Origin of the sequence: Rhizobium acaciae (assembly GCF_025941625.1) — a bacterium.
In the GTDB taxonomy this organism is placed as follows: Bacteria; Pseudomonadota; Alphaproteobacteria; order Rhizobiales; family Rhizobiaceae; genus Rhizobium; species Rhizobium acaciae.
On sequence record NZ_JAPCZO010000023.1, the window covers coordinates 52,632 to 70,022 of the forward strand.

17 protein-coding genes are annotated in these 17,391 nt (G+C 62.0%); 7 read left to right on the forward strand and 10 right to left on the reverse strand.

The features are described from left to right. Positions 1–55: 55 nt before the first annotated feature. On the reverse strand, positions 56–946 hold the full coding sequence (locus OLZ32_RS29945; protein ID WP_003540983.1) for an SDR family oxidoreductase: 891 nt from the start codon (positions 944–946) through the stop codon (positions 56–58). Positions 947–1,036: 90 nt separating this feature from the next. Between OLZ32_RS29945 and OLZ32_RS29950 the strand changes: the two genes are divergently transcribed. The 3 genes from OLZ32_RS29950 to OLZ32_RS29960 all read left to right on the forward strand — a co-directional run bounded on the left by OLZ32_RS29950 (position 1,037) and on the right by OLZ32_RS29960 (position 4,493). Continuing rightward, a complete protein-coding gene (locus OLZ32_RS29950) occupies positions 1,037–1,861 on the forward strand; it encodes a helix-turn-helix transcriptional regulator (protein ID WP_164050772.1) in 825 nt (274 codons plus the stop codon). 331 nt (positions 1,862–2,192) lie between these two features. Beyond that, positions 2,193–3,734 (forward strand): Ig-like domain-containing protein, encoded by a 1,542-nt coding sequence (locus OLZ32_RS29955; protein ID WP_264399426.1) that lies wholly within the window; start codon positions 2,193–2,195, stop codon positions 3,732–3,734. Positions 3,735–4,280: 546 nt separating this feature from the next. Beyond that, on the forward strand, positions 4,281–4,493 hold the full coding sequence (locus tag OLZ32_RS29960) for a hypothetical protein (protein WP_003540977.1): 213 nt from the start codon (positions 4,281–4,283) through the stop codon (positions 4,491–4,493). A gap of 110 nt (positions 4,494–4,603) precedes the next feature. On the opposite strand, the gene ftsZ is transcribed toward OLZ32_RS29960, so the two are convergent. From ftsZ to OLZ32_RS29985, 5 genes are all read right to left on the reverse strand, one after another. After that, positions 4,604–5,623, reverse strand: a complete 1,020-nt coding sequence (gene ftsZ, locus OLZ32_RS29965) for a cell division protein FtsZ (protein ID WP_003540976.1) — start codon at positions 5,621–5,623, stop codon at positions 4,604–4,606. 178 nt (positions 5,624–5,801) lie between these two features. Further along, on the reverse strand, positions 5,802–6,374 hold the full coding sequence (locus OLZ32_RS29970; protein ID WP_264399425.1) for a hypothetical protein: 573 nt from the start codon (positions 6,372–6,374) through the stop codon (positions 5,802–5,804). A 187-nt stretch (positions 6,375–6,561) separates the two neighbouring features. Continuing rightward, complete coding sequence (locus tag OLZ32_RS29975; protein WP_264399424.1) at positions 6,562–7,170, reverse strand: hypothetical protein; 609 nt, start codon at positions 7,168–7,170, stop codon at positions 6,562–6,564. 200 nt (positions 7,171–7,370) lie between these two features. Next, a complete protein-coding gene (locus OLZ32_RS29980; RefSeq protein WP_003540970.1) occupies positions 7,371–8,744 on the reverse strand; it encodes a sensor histidine kinase in 1,374 nt (457 codons plus the stop codon). Beyond that, positions 8,741–9,430 (reverse strand): response regulator transcription factor, encoded by a 690-nt coding sequence (locus OLZ32_RS29985; RefSeq protein WP_003540968.1) that lies wholly within the window; start codon positions 9,428–9,430, stop codon positions 8,741–8,743. Before OLZ32_RS29985 ends, OLZ32_RS29980 begins: the two co-directional genes overlap by 4 nt. A 135-nt stretch (positions 9,431–9,565) precedes the next feature. Here OLZ32_RS29985 and OLZ32_RS29990 point away from each other — a divergent pair, with 135 nt between their 5' ends. Both OLZ32_RS29990 and OLZ32_RS29995 read left to right on the forward strand, forming a co-directional pair. Beyond that, complete coding sequence (locus OLZ32_RS29990; protein WP_264399423.1) at positions 9,566–10,054, forward strand: hypothetical protein; 489 nt, start codon at positions 9,566–9,568, stop codon at positions 10,052–10,054. A gap of 68 nt (positions 10,055–10,122) precedes the next feature. Next, a complete protein-coding gene (locus OLZ32_RS29995) occupies positions 10,123–10,533 on the forward strand; it encodes a hypothetical protein (RefSeq protein WP_017988799.1) in 411 nt (136 codons plus the stop codon). Between the two features lie 200 nt (positions 10,534–10,733). Here OLZ32_RS29995 and OLZ32_RS30000 read toward each other — a convergent pair whose 3' ends face one another. The 3 genes from OLZ32_RS30000 to OLZ32_RS30010 all read right to left on the reverse strand — a co-directional run bounded on the left by OLZ32_RS30000 (position 10,734) and on the right by OLZ32_RS30010 (position 14,565). Next, positions 10,734–11,720 (reverse strand): aldo/keto reductase, encoded by a 987-nt coding sequence (locus tag OLZ32_RS30000; protein WP_017988798.1) that lies wholly within the window; start codon positions 11,718–11,720, stop codon positions 10,734–10,736. 189 nt (positions 11,721–11,909) lie between these two features. Next, a complete protein-coding gene (locus tag OLZ32_RS30005; protein WP_003540954.1) occupies positions 11,910–12,446 on the reverse strand; it encodes an ATP-binding protein in 537 nt (178 codons plus the stop codon). Between the two features lie 106 nt (positions 12,447–12,552). After that, positions 12,553–14,565, reverse strand: a complete 2,013-nt coding sequence (locus OLZ32_RS30010) for a BTAD domain-containing putative transcriptional regulator (protein ID WP_264399422.1) — start codon at positions 14,563–14,565, stop codon at positions 12,553–12,555. A 176-nt stretch (positions 14,566–14,741) separates the two neighbouring features. Here OLZ32_RS30010 and OLZ32_RS30015 point away from each other — a divergent pair, with 176 nt between their 5' ends. Both OLZ32_RS30015 and OLZ32_RS30020 read left to right on the forward strand, forming a co-directional pair. Further along, on the forward strand, positions 14,742–15,005 hold the full coding sequence (locus tag OLZ32_RS30015; RefSeq protein ID WP_264399421.1) for a DUF1127 domain-containing protein: 264 nt from the start codon (positions 14,742–14,744) through the stop codon (positions 15,003–15,005). 253 nt (positions 15,006–15,258) lie between these two features. Further along, positions 15,259–15,666 (forward strand): VOC family protein, encoded by a 408-nt coding sequence (locus OLZ32_RS30020; RefSeq protein WP_264399420.1) that lies wholly within the window; start codon positions 15,259–15,261, stop codon positions 15,664–15,666. Between the two features lie 126 nt (positions 15,667–15,792). Here OLZ32_RS30020 and OLZ32_RS30025 read toward each other — a convergent pair whose 3' ends face one another. Then, the gene (locus OLZ32_RS30025) at positions 15,793–17,205 is read right to left on the reverse strand and encodes a DUF1254 domain-containing protein (protein ID WP_264399419.1); all 1,413 of its coding nucleotides are present in this window, start codon (positions 17,203–17,205) and stop codon (positions 15,793–15,795) included. Positions 17,206–17,391: the final 186 nt, after the last annotated feature.

Genomic DNA, 17,391 nt, shown 5'->3' on the forward strand with positions numbered 1-17,391 from the left:
TTCCGGTTTCTCCAGTCACGGAAATGCTCCATTTTTATATAGCGGCACGGTTCCGCTACCCACCGAAATAGGCCGGGTGGTCGATATCGGCGAGCAGGCCGGGTTCCTGCGGCTGCCAACCAAGAAGCGCGCGGGTATGCTCGCTCGAGGTCGGGATGTCGAAGCCGGCAAACATTCCGAACCAGCCGAAATGCTCTGCCGCCTCTTCCCGCGACAGCGAGACGGCCGGCACGTTGAGCCGTCGGGCGATGAGCTCGGCGATCTCCCGGAATGCCACACCTTCTTCCGCCACCGCCAGGAACGGGCCGCCGACGGCGCCACGCTCGATCGCCAGGCGATAAACCCGGGCGGCATCGAGCCGGTGCACAGCCGGCCAGCGGTTCTGCCCTTCGCCGATATAGGCCGAGACGCCTTTGCGTCTGGCCAAATCGATCAGGATCGGCACGAAGCCGTGATCGCCATGGCCATGCACCGAGGGTGGGAGCCGGACGGTGGAGGCGCGCACGCCACGCGCGACAAGCGATACCGCGGTGATTTCGGAGGCGCGAGGGTAAGTCTCCGACGTCGGCATGGGCGGATCCTTCTCAGTGCCGACGCGGCCGGGGGCAAAGCCGAGGCCGGCCGTGACCAGCAGCGGACGATCGGAACCTTGGAGGGCCTCGCCGAGCGCCTCGATGGCGCGTCGGTCGCCGGCGCAGTTCTCGGCGAATTTCGAGAAATCGTGGTTGAAGGCCGTATGGATCACGGCGTCTGCATCAGCCGCACCGCTCTTCAGGCTTTCGAGATCATCGAGCGTGCCGTGATGGACTGCGGCACCAGCAGCCGCCAGTTGATCCGCTCCTTTGTCAGAGCGGGTGAGGCCCAACACCTTGTGCCCGGCAGCGATCAGTTCATCGACGACGGCCGAGCCGACCCAACCGGTGGCTCCAGTGACGAATACGCGCATGTGATATCTCCAGTTTTGCTGGAGACACATATCTGCCTCGCCTATATCATGGTAAAGTAGTGACATTATCATGGTATAAAGGCTAACAGGATGGGTGAATTCGTCACCTCGGACAATCGGCTCGGCACCTATCTGAAGGACCGCCGCGTGAGGCTCGATCCCGCCGCCCTCGGCTTTGCGGGGGAGCGGCGGCGAACGCCTGGTCTGCGGCGCGAGGAGGTGGCGGGCCGCGCCAACATCAGCCCGACCTGGTACACCTGGCTGGAGCAGGGGCGCGGCGGGGCGCCGTCTGCCGACGTGCTCGACCGGATCTCTCGCGCGCTGATGCTGACTGATGTCGAGCGCGAACATCTCTTCCTCATTGGTCTCGGCCGGCCGCCCGAGGTGCGCTACCACAGGCAAGAGGGTGTGACGCCGAGGTTGCAGGGCGTGCTCGATGCGCTCGACCCGAGCCCGGCGCTGATCCGCAACGCCATCTGGGACGTGATTGCCTGGAACAGGGCGGCGACTGTGCTTCTAACCGATTACGGCGCGCTGCCGCCGGAAGAGCGCAACGTGCTGCGCTTCATCTTCCTCGATCCGCGCGTACGCGCCGCCCAATACGACTGGGAAAGTGTCGCCCGCTTCGTCGTCGCCGCCTTCCGCGTGGATGCGGCCCGCGCGGGTGCTGCGGCCGAGGTCGAGCCCCTTGTCGACGAACTCTGCCGCAAGAGCCCCGAATTCCTGGCGATGTGGCGCGACAACGACGTGCGCACCCATGGCGAGGGCGCCAAGCACATCAAACACCCCATCCTCGGCCCACTCGCTTTCGAATATTCCGCCTTCCAGGTGGATGGGCGGCCGGATCTCAGCATGGTGGTCTACAACCCGGCGACGGCGGAGGATGCGGCGAAGATCAAGGGGTTGGTGGGCTGAGGCAAGGGCGGTTGGTCGATCGATGATATAGCGCTCGTCATCGCCTCAATCCGGACAAATCTGCCGTCGTGCTGTGCATCGACTCGCGCAAGATTGATGCTGCGCGGATGGGGGATTTCAATGAATTCATATCGTGCCGCGGTCTTGGTCGCCGCGTCGGTCTTGATGGTGCTGTCTGCGTCGGAGGCATCCGCCTGGGGCGAAGCCTCCAAACATGACAAAGCTGTGAAAAACTAAAATACTACTCCTGCTAGAAAATTTGTTGACCGTCCCGGTCTCAGCTGCTTTCCTCCCGATAGACCAAGGCGAATGGATCTTGAAGGAGATATCCATGACAGAGCTTGCAAAACCTGTGGCGGTCGATGATGTCAGCAGCGCTTCCGAGAATGACGTGATCTCAGGCAATCTGCTGGATAATGATCTGGCCGGGGGCTCCGGCAATATGTTTCTCAACTTCTTCGACGGCGAGCGGGCGCTTGCCAAGACGGCCGGGCAGGTCACCGATATCGAGGGCGAATACGGCACGTTCCACGTCAAGGCCGACGGCTCCTATACCTATACGCTGAACCAGGCCGCCAAGGCGGGCTTCGTTGACGGGATGACGCTGACGGAGACGATCGGCTACAAGATCTCCGACGGCTCCGGCAATACCGATGTCGGCCACTTCAAGCTCGACATTCACGGGGTCACGAGCCCGCCGGTCGCGGTCGACGACGCCTTCTCCTTCCGCGAAGGAAGCGAGATGGCCCAAAACGTGCTTGCCAATGATCACCCGGGAGAGGCTGGCACGCTCTTCCTGCGCTCGGTCGAGGGCGCCAGCATTCCTGCCGGTCAGGGGCAAGGGCAGACGACCGCCGTGGCGGGTGAGTTCGGCACCTTCCATTTCGCAGGCGATGGCAGCTTCACCTACAATCTCGACCCGGCCGTCAAGGCGGGCCTCGACGATGGCGAGCATGTCACCGAGAAACTCCAATATTACAAGGTCTCCGACGGCGCCGGTCACGCGGATGCCGGCGTGATCACCCTGACCGTCGACGGCGTGACGGACGGGAAGTCGTTGAACACCAATCATGTCGAGGCCCAGGCGGATGTGGTGCGCCCCTTCCTGGACCATTACGAGCTCCAGGGGGTCGCGGTCGATCCGCTAACGGGCAAGTATTACGTCAGCTCCGGCCATGGTTTCCCAGATGATTCCATGGTGAGCATTTATGACAACGCCGCGGCATTTGAAGCCGACAACGCCAGCGGCGCCATCTCTCTTGGCGACTATGACAAGGGCGAATATGACATCGGCGGAACCTATTTTTCGGTCCGCGGCGGCGAGATCATCGGCCGAACCAACGAGGCGAGAGGCGAGGAGGACCCTTTCCCCGATCAGACCTATCTCGCAAAGTGGGATGCCGCAGACGGATCGTCCGATCAGCGGGGCGACCCAATCCCGGGCCTTATCGGCGAGAATGGGGCGGGTACGTTCGACTGGGGTGGATTCACGGCCGTCAATACGATGCAGGATTCGACCGGCATTTACGTCGTCGGCCGCATCAATGATTCCACCTGGCAGGTCTCCAAGATCGATCCCGAAACGCTGAGCCCGATCGAGTCCAAGACCTTCGCCGCCGGCGGGCTCGGCTACGGCTTTGCCGTCGACGGCACGTTCTTCTTCGGCGATTCCTCCAGCAGCGAGCATATCGGCACGGCCTTCGACTTCGAAACCGGGGTCAAGACAACGGTTGACGTCAACATCGCCATACCGGGAGACGACCTGGTTACCAACGTGGTCTATGACTCAGCTGCGGATAATCTCTACATCACCAACACCGGGATCGACGAAATCTCCGTGGTGCACAATATCTCGGACGTCCTGTTCGTCTAGCGCATCGGCCCGAAAATCGGAATCGATTTTCGGAAAGCACGATGCGAGGATTGAAAGTGTTAGAGCGTCCTTTGTGCATCCGAAAGGACGCACGACGCTCTATTGGGCCTTACCGCGGGAATGACGACGCCGCCCCGCCCGTTCTCTTCACGGCGGGGCGTTTAACGGTGGCGTGAGGCGCGGATGCGGGCAGCGGGCTGCCTTCCAGGCCGGTCGCTACTACCGAGACGCGGGACTTGTCGTCGAGGCTGCCGTCGAGATCGCCCCGACGTATGCAGTCTTGCCGTTCCGGACAAGGCCGCTCTCCAGCCAGTACGAGGCGTCTCCGGGTGTCCCGGCAGCAAGAGCGGCGGGCCGTGCGAAACATGGATGGCGGCCGACGCCTTCAGCCGGCCGCGTGGACGGGTTTCGGCCGATGATCTGGAACCATGATCCCGCCGTACTGTTTAACTGGAAGGCGCGGAAGCGCCGATAACGGGGATGCCGATTGCCGGCCAACCCGGTAGTGACGATCGGCCTTTCGGTTCGCCTATGGAGGAACACGACATGCAAACGACCCGATCGAAAGAACTGGCGGACGAATACCTGCGGCTTGGCGGCAAACGGCTGGCGAAGATCGATGACAATATTGTTAAAATCCGCCACTGGGAGGATGACACGTCGGAGGCCGAGGCCTTCTGGCAGAAGCACATTGAGCCGCTGGATGACAAGCGCCGCGTAGAGGTCGTAACGCACCTTCCCACGATCAACGACAGGTGATCGCGAATCAACGACCGGTGATCGCGGCGATTTCCCGGAGCGCACGACAGCGCCGCGCGTCTGAAAAGACGCCGCAGGCTGCCGTGCTCGGATATGTCGCGCCGCTGCGCTTACTGCAGCGTGCGCGTCTGGATCTGCTCGGCGGCGTGAGGGGCGGATGCGGGCAGCGGGCTGCCTTCGAGGCCGGTCGCCACCACCGAGACACGGAACTTCCCGTCGAGGCTGCGGTCGAAGATCGCGCCGACGACGATATCGGCGTCTTCCTGGACTTCGTCACGAATGCGGCTTGCCGCCTCATCCACTTCGAACAGCGTCATATCCGAACCACCGGAGATCGAGATCAGCACGCCCCTGGCGCCCCGCATCGAGATATCGTCGAGAAGCGGGTTGGCAATCGCCGCTTCCGCTGCTTTCATCGCGCGGCTCTCACCGGAGGCTTCGCCAGTGCCCATCATGGCGCGGCCCATGCCTGACATGACCGACTTCACGTCGGCAAAATCGAGGTTGATCAGGCCTTCCTTGACGATCAGGTCGGTAATGCAGCCGACGCCGGCATAAAGCACGCGGTCGGCCGTCATGAAGGCATCGGCGAACGTCGTTTTTGCATCAGCGATGCGGAAGAGGTTCTGATTGGGAATGACGATGACCGTATCGGCCGCCTGGCGAAGCGCCTCGATGCCGATTTCCGCCATCCGCATGCGGCGGTTGCCTTCGAAGGTAAAGGGTTTGGTAACGACGCCGACCGTCAGTATGCCGGCTGCACGTGCAGCGCGGGCGATGACGGGTGCAGCACCCGTGCCCGTGCCGCCGCCCATGCCGGCGGTGACGAAGCACATGTGAGAGCCGGCCAGGTGATCCATGATCTCATCGAGCGACTCTTCGGCAGCCGCATGGCCGACCTCCGGCAGCGAACCGGCGCCGAGACCTTCCGTCACATTGGCGCCAAGCTGGATGCGGCGTGTCGCCTTGGAGGTGGCCAGCACCTGCGCGTCGGTGTTTGCAGCGACGAATTCAACGCCGGCCAGCTTTTCCGCGATCATATTGTTGATCGCATTGCCGCCACCGCCGCCGACGCCAATGACTGTAATATGCGGCCGTAGTCCAGAAATGCCGCCCTTGGCGTCCGTCATCGCGCTCTCCTTTGATGCTTCGTTCATGCCCACCCTCGTTTGCGGACGGCGAATCGTCCGTCAGGATACGCGAGCAACAAGGCAGAGGCGAGGCGAAAGACGTCTGGGCGAGAGCGGCGATGATGGGGAAGGGGGCTGGGTGTGGCTTTGAGAGGAGTATTACGTCAGGAGCTGACGATTACGCTTCACGGTCGCCGTGAACTCTGTTGCGACGCCGATCGATCGCGATGAGCAACCAAAAAGTCAGCAGAGCGTAAAAGAGGACCATGCGATAGACCGACTTCAATATAAGTGAATTAATGGAGTCATAGGTCCGGTAGGTCATCGACTTGTAATATCCTTGAGATTGATCATCGAAACCGTCGAAAAAAATCTGTTTGCCAACGAGCAGAACGGTGATTATCGCCATCCATGGCCAGCCCCTCCAAGCTGGCCGCCTTCCCTCGGGACGCGATATTAGAGCCGTGATAGATGCGATGGTCGCAAAGTATAAAGACAGCATGGATCGCGTGGCAAAAAATACGCATTGCTGACTGTTCGAATGCCAAAGCTGCTTGAATTGGTCAAAGACGGTAAGGTTCTGGTACCAGAGCGATCTCAAAAACCAAATGTCCCGAAAGTAGCAAACGCCTTTTGTCGGAAGGTGCGGAATCAGCACACAAGTCGCCACTGACAGAAGCAGCAGCGACGAGAACCAAATGCCAATCACGTTGTTTCTGCGCGGAATCTCTGGATTGTCCTGTTCGGACATGATGCTTTCCCTCAACCCCTGCGAGAGGTAATTTCTTGCTGTCCGAGTGTCAACAAGAGGGCTGCTTCCTTCAAACATGCCCTCAGTTTGCCGGCAACCGTCGCTCTTCACTCGGCGTCATCCTTGGCCTTGAGCTGCCTTGAGCCGAGGATCTGCTCAAGCCCGAGCATGACGAAAAAGGAATTCGCTAGGGAAACGCGTCAATGATGCTTTGATCCACAATGTAGAAGTGTTCGCCAACCTTGCTGACGCTGAAAGGCCAGTCCGAACCAGGATAGAGATTGACGCATTCTTTCTTTTCCGAGCACAATTTTTGGGTTCGCTGTTGCCAGGCGGCGGATTGCTCGCCGCTGGGCAGGGCAATCTCATCACTCTCATCGTACACAAGCGTCGTAGAAGTTATCGCCTTGAACATACTGTCCCATGCAAATGTCCTGAATCGTGGCTCACCGCCCGTCACATGGGTTCGTTCGATCTCTGCCAGATACGCTTGCTTGTTCAAAGCAAATCGAACGCTGTCGGGCGTTATGCCGGTAACAGCAACGATGTAAATAATTACTAGCCACGGAAGGGGTGTGATCAAGAGCGACACGACACGCCACCAGCGCCGCCGCGCCAAGTTGATGCAGATAGAACCGGCGATGGCGATCACGGTCACCGCGAAAGTGATAAGGCCGATGAACCACCAGTCCCATTTGGGGGCCAGCCACCATAGCCAATATTGCGCCAGGTACGGCAAAAACCAGATTGCGTATGTCCACGTAAACTTGTCATCACGTTTTTCCGACTCTGACACGTTTAGCTACCGGTCATTTATTGATTCCCTGATCAACAACAACACGCAGGATAGATGGCGATTTGAGGAAGAGGGGTGGCACTGATGACCTATCTGAAACGGCCAGCTGATCGCGGCCAAGCTGAACCCGATCTTCCTCCACAGCATTGTCACGGGTGGAACTCATCTGAACGAATGATGCCATTTGTTATTTGTCGTCATCACGCAGGAACCAACCCCACCGCTACCGGCAGGCACAGCACACTCCGCAACCCTACCGCCCCATTCGCCTCCAGCACCAGCGACCCGCCGTAAAGCCCCGCCAGCTCGCTCACGATACTCAGCCCAAACCCGTTGCCCGGCACATGCTCATCCTCCCGCACGCCGGGGAGCAGCACAGCATCCAGCCGATCCGGCGGAATTCCCGGCCCATCGTCCCCAATGGTGATGCGGGCGGTTGGGCCGTCGCGGCGGGCGCGGACGGTGACGCGCGAGGAGGCCCATTTGAAGGCATTGTCGATCAGGTTTCCGAGCATTTCCTCGACATCTCTTTCGTCGCAGGCGACGCGCAGGCCCGGGGCGATATCGGTGTCGAAGGCGATGTTGCGCTCGGCATGAATCTGGCCGATCGCGCGGTGGAGATCGGCGACGGATGCCGCGAGGTCCGTGCTGGCGACATTGTCAAATGAGGCCATCACGCGGCGGGCGGCGGCGAGGTGGTGTTTGATCCGGTTGTCGATGCGGGCGGCGAGGCTGCGCAATGCGCCTTTGGGATCGTTTTGCTCGTCGAGCGCCAGCAGCAGGCTCGCCACCGGGGTCTTGAGGCCGTGGGCGAGGTTGGCGAACTGCATGCGGGTTGCGGCGAGCCGCTCTTCGTTGACCGCCAGAAGCGCATTGGTCTTCGCCGAGAGCGGCGCAAGCTCCTTGGTCGCCTCGTCGGGCAGGCGGGCGCGTTCTCCGCGGTTGATGGCGTCGATATTGGCGGCCATGGATTTCAGCGGGCGCAGGCCGAAGCGGATCTGCCAGAGCGTGCCGGCCATCAACACAAGGCCGAGCAGCAGCATGCAGGGCACCAGCCAGAAGAGCGCGCGCAGCGCCGGGCCGACGAGGGCGATCATCGGCGCGGTCGCGGTGATCGTCAGCGTCATGCCGTCAATGCTGCGCACTGCCTGGCGCAGGTAGAGCGGCCCTCTTCCGCGATCACCGCCCCTGCCTGATGTCGGCATGCCCATCAGCACATGGCGCAGATCCTGCCGGGGCGGCGGCGCGTCTATCGTGCCGTTCATCAGGGAGCGCGAGGTCAGGCGCTGCCCGGCGCCGTCGATCTGCCAGTACCAGCCGGAGGAGGGGCGGTCGAAGGGCGGTGCATCGAGCGGTGCGGAGAGGGCGATCCGTCCCTCAGCGTCACGCGTCACCGCGCCAGCAAGCGCGTTGATCTGGGTGTCCAAACGCTGGTCGACCTGCTCGCGCACCACCGTCTTCAGCGCCAGCCAGAGCACGATGGCGGCGACGAGGAGCGCCAGTGTCACGAAGATGCCGGAGAACATCAGCAGCCGGCCGGCGATCGATCTCGGTTTGAGGGAGGGAGCCTTCATGGCGCCACTGCCGACGTCAGCATATAGCCGCGACCGCGCACCGTCTCGATACGGCCACGCATCGTCTCGATGCGTTCACCCCCGAGCTTCTTGCGCAGGCGGGCGATGATGACCTCGATGGAATTGGAGTCGACTTCGGCATCGCCGTCATAGACGCGCTCGGTGAGTTCGCGCCGGTCGACGATCATCTCCTTGCGCAGCATCAGGCAGGAGAGCACCCGCCATTCCAGCGCCGTCAGCTTCAGCGGCAGGCCGTCGAGCTCGAAGGTGCCGAGCTGGGCGTCGAAGACCAGCGCGCCGCAGACGAGCCGCGAGGCGGCGTGACCGGACGCCCGGCGCACCAGGGCGCGCAGGCGCAGCACCAGTTCCTCCACCTTGAAGGGTTTGGCAAGGAAATCGTCGGCGCCGGCCTTGAAGCTCGAGACCTTGTCCGGCCAGCCATCGCGCGCCGTCAGCACCAGAACCGGCAGGTTGCGGTCGCCCTCGCGCCAGCCCTTCAGCACGCTGACCCCGTCGATCTTCGGCAGGCCGAGGTCGAGGATTGCGACATCGAAGAGTTCGGTCAGACCCGCATGGAGAGCGTCCTCGCCGTTGCGAGCGATATCGACGACGAAGTTTTCCGATCGCAGCACGGCAGCGATCCGGCCGCTCAGGTCTTCGTCATCTTCGACGAGCAGTACGCGCATGGGGCAGGGCTTTCATCTACGGGAACGGCCCAAAACTATCGGGCCGAGCTTAACTCAATCTGAACGGAGAGGTTCAGGCAGGCGAGGGGGTGTGGCGGCTAGATTGCAGCCATTACTGAAGCAAGGAGCAGATATATGCCTGATGAACACCAGGACAACGCGCATTCCGAGGGCGCAGCCACGCCCGTGCCGCCAGGACAGCGCCGGCGCCGGCTGGCGATCCCCGTGATCGCGGCCGCCGTGACGCTTGTTATCGGCGCTGCCGGGGGCGCGAGCGCCGTGAAGATGATGCGTCCCATGCCCGAAATGGCGCCGCTGACGCCGGTGGCGATTTCGGCCATGCCGGTTTCGAGCCTCGTCACCATCAAGGGCAAGGTTGCCGAGATCTACGGCAACAAGTTCGTGTTGCAGGACGAGAGCGGCAAGGCGCTTGTTGAAACCGGCCGGGCCGGCGAGGATGGAGATCTTGTCGCGAAGGATGAAGTCGTCACCATCCAGGGACGCTTCGACGACGGCTTCGTGCATGCGAGCTACCTCGTTCGCCAGGATGGACGAACCGAAGCGCTGCGTCCGCCGAAAGGTCCGCCGCACAGACGATTTGCAGATTTTGATCACAGGCCGTGACGGGCGTGAACCAAAGCCGCGCTGCGGTGTTTACAGACACGCCTCATAACTCCGAAAGGAACGCTTCCATGCAAAGACTTCTCCTATCAGGCCTTGCCCTTGCAGCATTCGCCGGCACCGCCTTCGCCCAACAGCCGCCCGCTCCGCCATCCGCCGGGACTCCGCCCGTAGCGGCCGAACCCGGCTCGCCTCCTCCTCCGCCGTCTCCGTCCACTCCTGATGACGATGAGCGGATGACGGACCGGCCGGATGCGCGGCCGGGAGATCGCCCCGATTACCGCTGGCATGGTCGGAGAGGCGACATGGGCTTCCGTGGTTTCCGCGGTCATCGCCCGCCGCCACCGCCGTCCAAGGCAGCGCATTTCCGGATCGAGGACGGGAATACCCGGATTGATCTCAAATGCGCCGAGGACGAACCGATGAAGGCCTGCGCCGATCTGCTGCTCCAGGTGATGGACCGCCTGCAGGGGCAGGACTGATCATCCGCGCCTGAGGCGGGTGCCACACGATGATGCAACCGCCCGCGTTTTCTCGTGGGCGGTTTTGCGGGCTTCTCGGGGCCGTGACACCGCCGTCGAAGTCAAACGCCGCCCCGTAGACCTCAAGGAATGATGCCGCCGCTCGGATTGGTCGATCCCTCGCCATGGGGCTTTACGGTTGGCGACTGAGAGGCGTCGGTTCACCGCGTGACGCGGGCTGCCGATGTTCCCGAGTAGCGGTCGCCGTGGATCTCGATGCCTGAGAAAACCGCGTCGATCTCGGCCAGTTCCTCCGATGTGAAGATGATGTCGGCGGCGGCGATATTCTCTTCCAGCCGGTGCAGCTTGGTGGTGCCGGGAATGGGGACGATCCAGGGTTTGCGGGCCATCAGCCAGGCGATGGCGACCTGGGCTGCGGTGGCGTTTCTGCGGGCGGCGATTTCCTCGATCGCATCCACCACCGGCTGGTTCGCCTTGCGGTTTTCGGCTGAAAGACGTGGATTGGTCTTGCGGTGGTCGTTGCCGCCTTCGAAACTGGTGTTCTCGTCCATCTTGCCGGTGAGGAAGCCGCGGCCGAGCGGGCTATAGGGCACGAAGCCGATGCCGAGTTCTTCGACGACGGGCAGGATTTCCTTTTCTGGGTTGCGCCACCACAGCGAATATTCGCTTTGCAACACGGTGACCGGCTGGACGGCATGGGCGCGGCGGGTGGCTTCGACGCCCGCTTCTGACAGGCCGAAATGCAGCACTTTGCCGGCGCCAATCAGATCCTTCACCGTGCCGGCCACCTCTTCGATCGGTACGGCAGGGTCGACCCGATGCTGGTAGAAGATATCGATGCGATCGGTGCGAAGCCGCCTGAGAGCTTCTTCGACGACCACACGGATGCGTTCCGGCCGGCTATCCAGGCCGACTTCCGGCCGGCCATCCCTAAAGCCGAATTTCGTTGCGATCACCAGCTCATCACGGATCGGCGCCAGCGCCTCGCCGACGAGATCCTCGTTGGTGAACGGTCCGTAGGCTTCGGCAGTGTCGAAGAAGGTGACACCCCGGTCGTGGGCCGCCCGCAGGAGCGCAATGGCATCGCCACGCTCCATCGCCGGCCCGCGATGGTAGTTCAGCCCCATGCAGCCGAAGCCGATCGCCGATACGTCAGGGCCTCTTTGGCCGAGCTTGCGCTTGATCATTTCAAGTCCTCCTTCCCAGGTTTGATCCCAAGATAGGGCAAAGCCCGGCGGCGATTAGCCGGAGATACCGGCATGAACTTATGAGGTCCGCTCATGAGTTTCCCGGCTCGCTCGGAGAGGACGAACCGGGATCGGGTGAGAGGATCCCGACAGTGTCTGCCGCTTGCGCCAAAAGTTGAGGGGCTTGCGTTATGACGCCAGGCGAAACATGCCGCTGCGCATAGCCTCGATCACCGTGCGCAACGTGTCTTCCCTGTCGTGCCCCTCCGTCGAGACGACATGTTGCTCGAACGGGCCCAGTGACGAGAATTGCTGATGGAGCGCGGCAATAGGGCCGGGATCGGTCAGCGTGTCGCCGCCGCGCTCCCGGCAGCGCCGGATGGCGACATCGAGCGGCGGACGCAAAATCACGTAGTGGAGGGGGGCCGCGATTTTCCGGAACGGTTCCAGGAACCAAGGCCCGACGATGCCGTCGACGACGACGAAGTAGCCGCCGCCGGCATAGCCTGTCGCCGCCTTGGTCAAGACATCGACGACGACGACATTCTGTTCATGCGCTTCCGGCAGATAGGGCGGGATCACGCCGTTCTTGATGAAGTGCCAGAAGTCGTCGCAATGAAGATGAACCTTCGGCGAGCCGGGCTCGCGGGCGAGCGCCTCGGCCGTCGTGGTTTTTCCCGAGCCCGGTGGCCCGGTGAGAATGAGAACTTCGCCCGTGTGATCCATCGCGCGGCATTTTCGCACGAAGCAGCATCGTTTCGCAATTAGCCGATAGGGGGTCGGCAATAGCCCGGCATGACCCCTCGTTCTGAAGAAGCCGCTGAAGCGGCAGCTACTCCGGCAGTCCCGCCATCCTGAGAGCCTCGATATATCGATTGCGATCGTCCGGTCGCCGGAATGGTGGCAGCACGTCGGCGAGATTGGAAAGTCGGAGGGCTGGGTCCATCAGGCACAGGCGGGCGATTGTTTCCCGGGCCTGCGCAAGCCGCCCGGCCATGGCCTGGCCCGCCGCCATCACGCGCATCGCGCTCGGGTAGTTCAGCTGGTGGCGTAGCGATTTTCCTGCCCAGGCGACAGCATCGTCATAGTGGCCGGCGCAAAAATGCGCGAGACCGATGTTGAACTGCCAGGCAAACAGGCGCGGATCCAAAGGGCTGAGACGCATGGCAAGTGTTGCGTGTTCAATGGCCTTATCAGGCTCGCCGAGGCACGCCTTCACCCAACTGCTGACGCCGAGCGCAGCGGCCAGGTTCGGGTTGAGAAAGACTGCGCGATCGATGCAGGCCGCACTGTCGTCGAGGTCGCCGCCGACATAACCGATGACATATCCGCCGTAGGTGAGCGCAACCGCATCGTCCCAGCCGAGTTCGACCGCTCTCCTCGCCAGCCGGGTCGCTTCGGCAGTCTCGTCCGCGGGATTGAGCATCCAGCCGTTGCTCTTTCGTGTGGCGTAGCAGCGTGCCGCCCGGGCATGCGCTACGGCGAATTCCGGGTCACGCTCGATCGCCTCCCTGAAAAGCCGCAGGGCCTCGTCGATGACCGATCGGTTGGTGACCGTCCGGTCGAAGGCCGCCAGGCCGCGGAGATAGTAGTCGTAGGCGTCGAGGCTCTCGGTCGGCTTGCGTTTGGCACGCTCGATCTCAGCCTCCTCCACTTTCGGCGTTATGGCGCCGACGATGCTCGAGGCGACCTGATCCTGGAGATCGAAGACATTCGCCAGGGTTCCGTCAAAACGATCGGCCCAGAGGTGTACACCCGTCGACGTGTCGATGAGCTGGCCGGCAATGCGCAGGCGGTCACCCGTGCGGCGCACGCTTCCTTCGACAACATAGCGGACGTCCAGCTCGCGCCCGACCTGCTTTATGTCGACCGCCTGACCTTTGTAGGTGAAGCTCGAATTCCGGGCGATGACGTAGAGGTGGCGGAATTGAGCAAGCGCGATGGTGATGTCCTCGACGATGCCGTCGGCAAAATATTCCTGCTCCGCATCGCCGCTCAAATTCTGAAACGGCAATACGGCAACCGATGGCCGATCGTGATGTTTCGCCGGGGCTGAGAAGGCCTGCGGCTGCGGCACGGGGTCGGGGCCTGGTGTGGTCCGCCGATGTTCGGATCCCTGGCGCGATTGCAGCGAAGCGGCCAGGGAGGAGGTCTCTGCCTCGGGTTCGGCCTGAAGATGCTTCCTCAAGAGCGCCCGACAGGCTTCGAACTGGCGCAGAGCTGCGTTCTCGTGGCCCCTCAGAGCGTGGATCTGCATCAGCGCTCGATGGGCGGCCTCCACGGTCGGGTCCGCAGCCAGCAGCCTTTCGGCGAGCCCTTCGCAAGCCGATTCTTCCGCCGAGCCCGGCTCGGAGAGAGCGAGGCTCAACCGCTCCACCAGCTGCAGCGCCTTGCGTTGATATGTGCTCTGGTAAGGTCCAAACCACTCATCCAGCCCGTCCGGAATGGTCTCGCCTGCAAGCACCTCACCGCGGTAGAGATCGGCGGCGAAGGCGAGATCGGCCGTCCGGCCGGCCTCCAGTTTGCGGTCGAAGATCGAAATGTCGGTTTCATCAGGACCTGTTATCAGCGCGACGGTCTCCTGATCCCCGTCGATGTAGACGGTGGCATCTCCGCCTGCCGGGAACGATCGCCTGATATCGACCAGCGCCTGGCGCAGGCTGTTGCGGGCTTGCTCATTGCTTCGTCCTGGCCAGAAGGCTTCGGAAAGCAGTTCCCTGCGATGACCGCGGCGGCCACCGAGGATGAGGGCTGCGAAGAGAAGCGAGGTTTTGCGCGTGGTGAAGCGAACCTGCCGGTGCTCCGGCGAAGTCACTTCGAGGCCACCCAGCAACCTGATGCGCACAGATCGTCCCCCAGATTTCGACTGCCGCCGCAGAATAGCATTTCGGCAAAGAGATTTAACACCGATTTAGCGGCGGCTTGTCGAAGTTTTCCCGGCCATTCACGCTGGGCCGAACAGCGCGAAAACACCCGCGTGGCAGGCTCCCACTTGCAAATCTCACAGATGGGAGACTGAAAATGGCTCACACGCAAACTCATGCCGGCATCAGCGCGCCGGAAAGACAGGTGTTCGGGTTCGGGTTGAACAGCGTGGCAACCATCGTCGCCGCCCTGAGGGCGTGGCGGCGGGCCGTGGTTGGACGGAAGGCACTGGCAGAGTTGACCCCCGATCAACTAAGGGACATCGGTTATCCCCGGGATGATATCGGTCATCCCGGGGATAATCGACCCGTGCTCGAAATCAAAGCAGGTCTGATGACGAAGTTGATGTCGATGCGGTGATCAAAAAAGCGAGGTGCGGACGTGGCTGCTGCTGGTCGACAAGGCGAGGATCCAAGGCGCTAGGTTCGCGATTGGCAGAAGGCAGTATTGATGCCTCCGAGGACGTCATGCCGACCGATTTTCAGCAAGCACAGCCCCGGCAATGATTGGCGGGGCTTTTGCTGGCCGGCGGCGCCGATCGGTCTGGCCGCTGGAAAAACGCGGAAGGAACATCAATTATGATGGGACGCAGGAAGGATGGAGACGGCACGGCATGATCGATCATATCACCATTGCAGCGAGTGACCTTGAGAAGAGCAAGCTGTTCTACGAACGCGCTTTCGAACCTCTGGGTTATCGCCTCTCCTTCGGGAAGGAGGGCGTGTTCTGGGCCTTCGATGTCGGCGGCAGCCTGTTCGAGATCCAGCACACCGACGATAAGCCGCCTCTGACGCGTGTACACGTTGCCTTCCGGGTCCGGAGCAGGGTGGAGGTCGAGGCGTTTTATCGGGCCGCGCTCGAAGCCGGCGCCGAGGACAACGGCGTGCCCGGCCCGCGGCCGCAATATAGCGAGAACTACTATGCCTGCTTCGTTCTCGATCCCGATGGATACAATATCGAAGCGATGATCGACGTGCCGGCGACGCCCGCGTCATCGACCACGATCCCCCAAAATACCTGAAGCGTGATCGAAAACGATCCGGGGCGGTGAGCGATGACTGAGCTCTTTGCTGTTGCTGCGGGTTCCCTCAACGGGCCAGCGTCCGGCAACGATGACCGGCCGCTCCTGAGCTCCCCCTCAGAATCCTCATCCTGCCTTCGTCATAGGCGGCTGCTTCCATGTGCCATCGAGTGCTTCCGGCTTCGGCCAATAGAGGCGCATCGCAACGATGAAAGGCCCCTTCGGCGCGGGCAGCCAGTTCGGCTCCTTGTCCTTCCCTGGGGATTCGTTCTGGATGTAGAAGGTCAGCCCGCCGTCGGCATCCCTGACGAATTGCGGCAGCATCGGCGAATTCAGGAGGTAGCGGTCGATCGGGTTGGCGACGAGCAGGCTCTGCGGCAGCTCATACATGGTGAGCGACCAGAAGGCATTGACCGGCGGCAGCGCGTCCGGCGCAAAATGCACCGTGTATTTGCCTGACCCGTCGAGCTTCTTGCCGTCAGAATCGAGTGCGTAGGCCGGATACATCGCCTCCTCTTTGGAATTGCCGTAGATGCCGAGCACGGCGGCTCCCATCCGGTAGAGGTAGTTGTTTTTCAGGTAGGCGCGCGTGCCGAACATGTCGCCTGACGTTACGTCGCCCGCATCGATGCGTTTGCGCAAGGCCTCAAGATCCGCCCAGGCGTCGGCCATTCCCTGTTCGATGGCGGTCTCCGTTGTGGGTGAAAGCGTGCCGGCGTCGAATGTCTTGCGGGCGCCGATGCCGATCGTGGTGAAACGCTGCATCAGTTCAGTCTCGGAGGGATCGGTCGGGCAAAATTGCAGGATGAAATTGAGAATGTTGAAAAATTCGGGCGAAGTCTTCTGGTCGGCGGGCGTCAGCGGCTTGATGAAATCGATCGCAGGCGCTGCCGCCGGTGCTGGCTGACCGAGGAATTTCGACAGCGGCTCCGCTTTGTACCCGGCCTGGATCTTCTTGACATTGTCGAGGTCGCCTGGGTTGAAGAGCTGCGTTCTGTAAACGGCGAGCGCCAGCTCGGTCTCCGACCGCATCACCCTGGTGATGCCCTTCGGCATCTCGCCCTTCCAGTTCGGCCCGGCGATCAGGAAGCTGCCGCCATCATTGCCGGTGGCGCGGCTGCCGATATAATCGAAGTTGAAGGTATAGGCATCGATCAGTTGGATGCTGAAATAGCGCTCCTTCTCGATCGGCGGCACCGTCAGTACCATCGGCTCGGCGCGAAGGTCGAGGCCGAGCATCGAATAGGGGGTGTCCGAGTTCGGCGTCTGCACTGCCGTGTCGGCAGGCGTATAGACGCGCGGAATGTTGACGAGCTGGTTCCACGGACCCTTGTATTCCGGGTTCGCGGTATCGACGAAATAGGCGTGCTGGATGCGATAGTTGTCGACCATCGGAAAGCCGTAGATATAGGCCTCCTTGGCGATCGTGCGCGCCTCGTCCTCGACGACATCAGCCGCCCTGACCTTGAGCGGGCTCAGCCCTGCCAGTCCTGCAGCGAGAACCAGACATCTGGTGAAGTCGCGCTTGGTGATGTTCATGGTGGTTCTCCCATTCACCCTTGTCGATGGCGGATGGTGCGACCGGGGCAGGAAAGCGCAGCATGTGCGTTTGAGTGAAAAGCCCGCGCCGGCGCGCATCTGTTGTAGCTCCAACCATCTGCGAAGACTGGGCCAGAAACAGAGGCCGAGTGGAAGTACGTTACGGTTACAGTGAGGTAACAGCGG

Bases quoted from the DNA above. Each gene is read 5' to 3' on its own strand.
- OLZ32_RS29945 (WP_003540983.1), bottom strand. From the start codon at position 946: ATGCGCGTATTCGTCACTGGAGCCACCGGTTGGGTCGGCTCGGCCGTC.
- OLZ32_RS29950 (WP_164050772.1), top strand. From the start codon at position 1,037: ATGGGTGAATTCGTCACCTCGGACAATCGGCTCGGCACCTATCTGAAG.
- OLZ32_RS29955 (WP_264399426.1), top strand. From the start codon at position 2,193: ATGACAGAGCTTGCAAAACCTGTGGCGGTCGATGATGTCAGCAGCGCT.
- OLZ32_RS29960 (WP_003540977.1), top strand. From the start codon at position 4,281: ATGCAAACGACCCGATCGAAAGAACTGGCGGACGAATACCTGCGGCTT.
- ftsZ (WP_003540976.1), bottom strand. From the start codon at position 5,623: ATGACGGACGCCAAGGGCGGCATTTCTGGACTACGGCCGCATATTACA.
- OLZ32_RS29970 (WP_264399425.1), bottom strand. From the start codon at position 6,374: ATGTCCGAACAGGACAATCCAGAGATTCCGCGCAGAAACAACGTGATT.
- OLZ32_RS29980 (WP_003540970.1), bottom strand. From the start codon at position 8,744: ATGAAGGCTCCCTCCCTCAAACCGAGATCGATCGCCGGCCGGCTGCTG.
- OLZ32_RS29985 (WP_003540968.1), bottom strand. From the start codon at position 9,430: ATGCGCGTACTGCTCGTCGAAGATGACGAAGACCTGAGCGGCCGGATC.
- OLZ32_RS29990 (WP_264399423.1), top strand. From the start codon at position 9,566: ATGCCTGATGAACACCAGGACAACGCGCATTCCGAGGGCGCAGCCACG.
- OLZ32_RS29995 (WP_017988799.1), top strand. From the start codon at position 10,123: ATGCAAAGACTTCTCCTATCAGGCCTTGCCCTTGCAGCATTCGCCGGC.
- OLZ32_RS30000 (WP_017988798.1), bottom strand. From the start codon at position 11,720: ATGATCAAGCGCAAGCTCGGCCAAAGAGGCCCTGACGTATCGGCGATC.
- OLZ32_RS30005 (WP_003540954.1), bottom strand. From the start codon at position 12,446: ATGGATCACACGGGCGAAGTTCTCATTCTCACCGGGCCACCGGGCTCG.
- OLZ32_RS30015 (WP_264399421.1), top strand. From the start codon at position 14,742: ATGGCTCACACGCAAACTCATGCCGGCATCAGCGCGCCGGAAAGACAG.
- OLZ32_RS30020 (WP_264399420.1), top strand. From the start codon at position 15,259: ATGATCGATCATATCACCATTGCAGCGAGTGACCTTGAGAAGAGCAAG.
- OLZ32_RS30025 (WP_264399419.1), bottom strand. From the start codon at position 17,205: ATGAACATCACCAAGCGCGACTTCACCAGATGTCTGGTTCTCGCTGCA.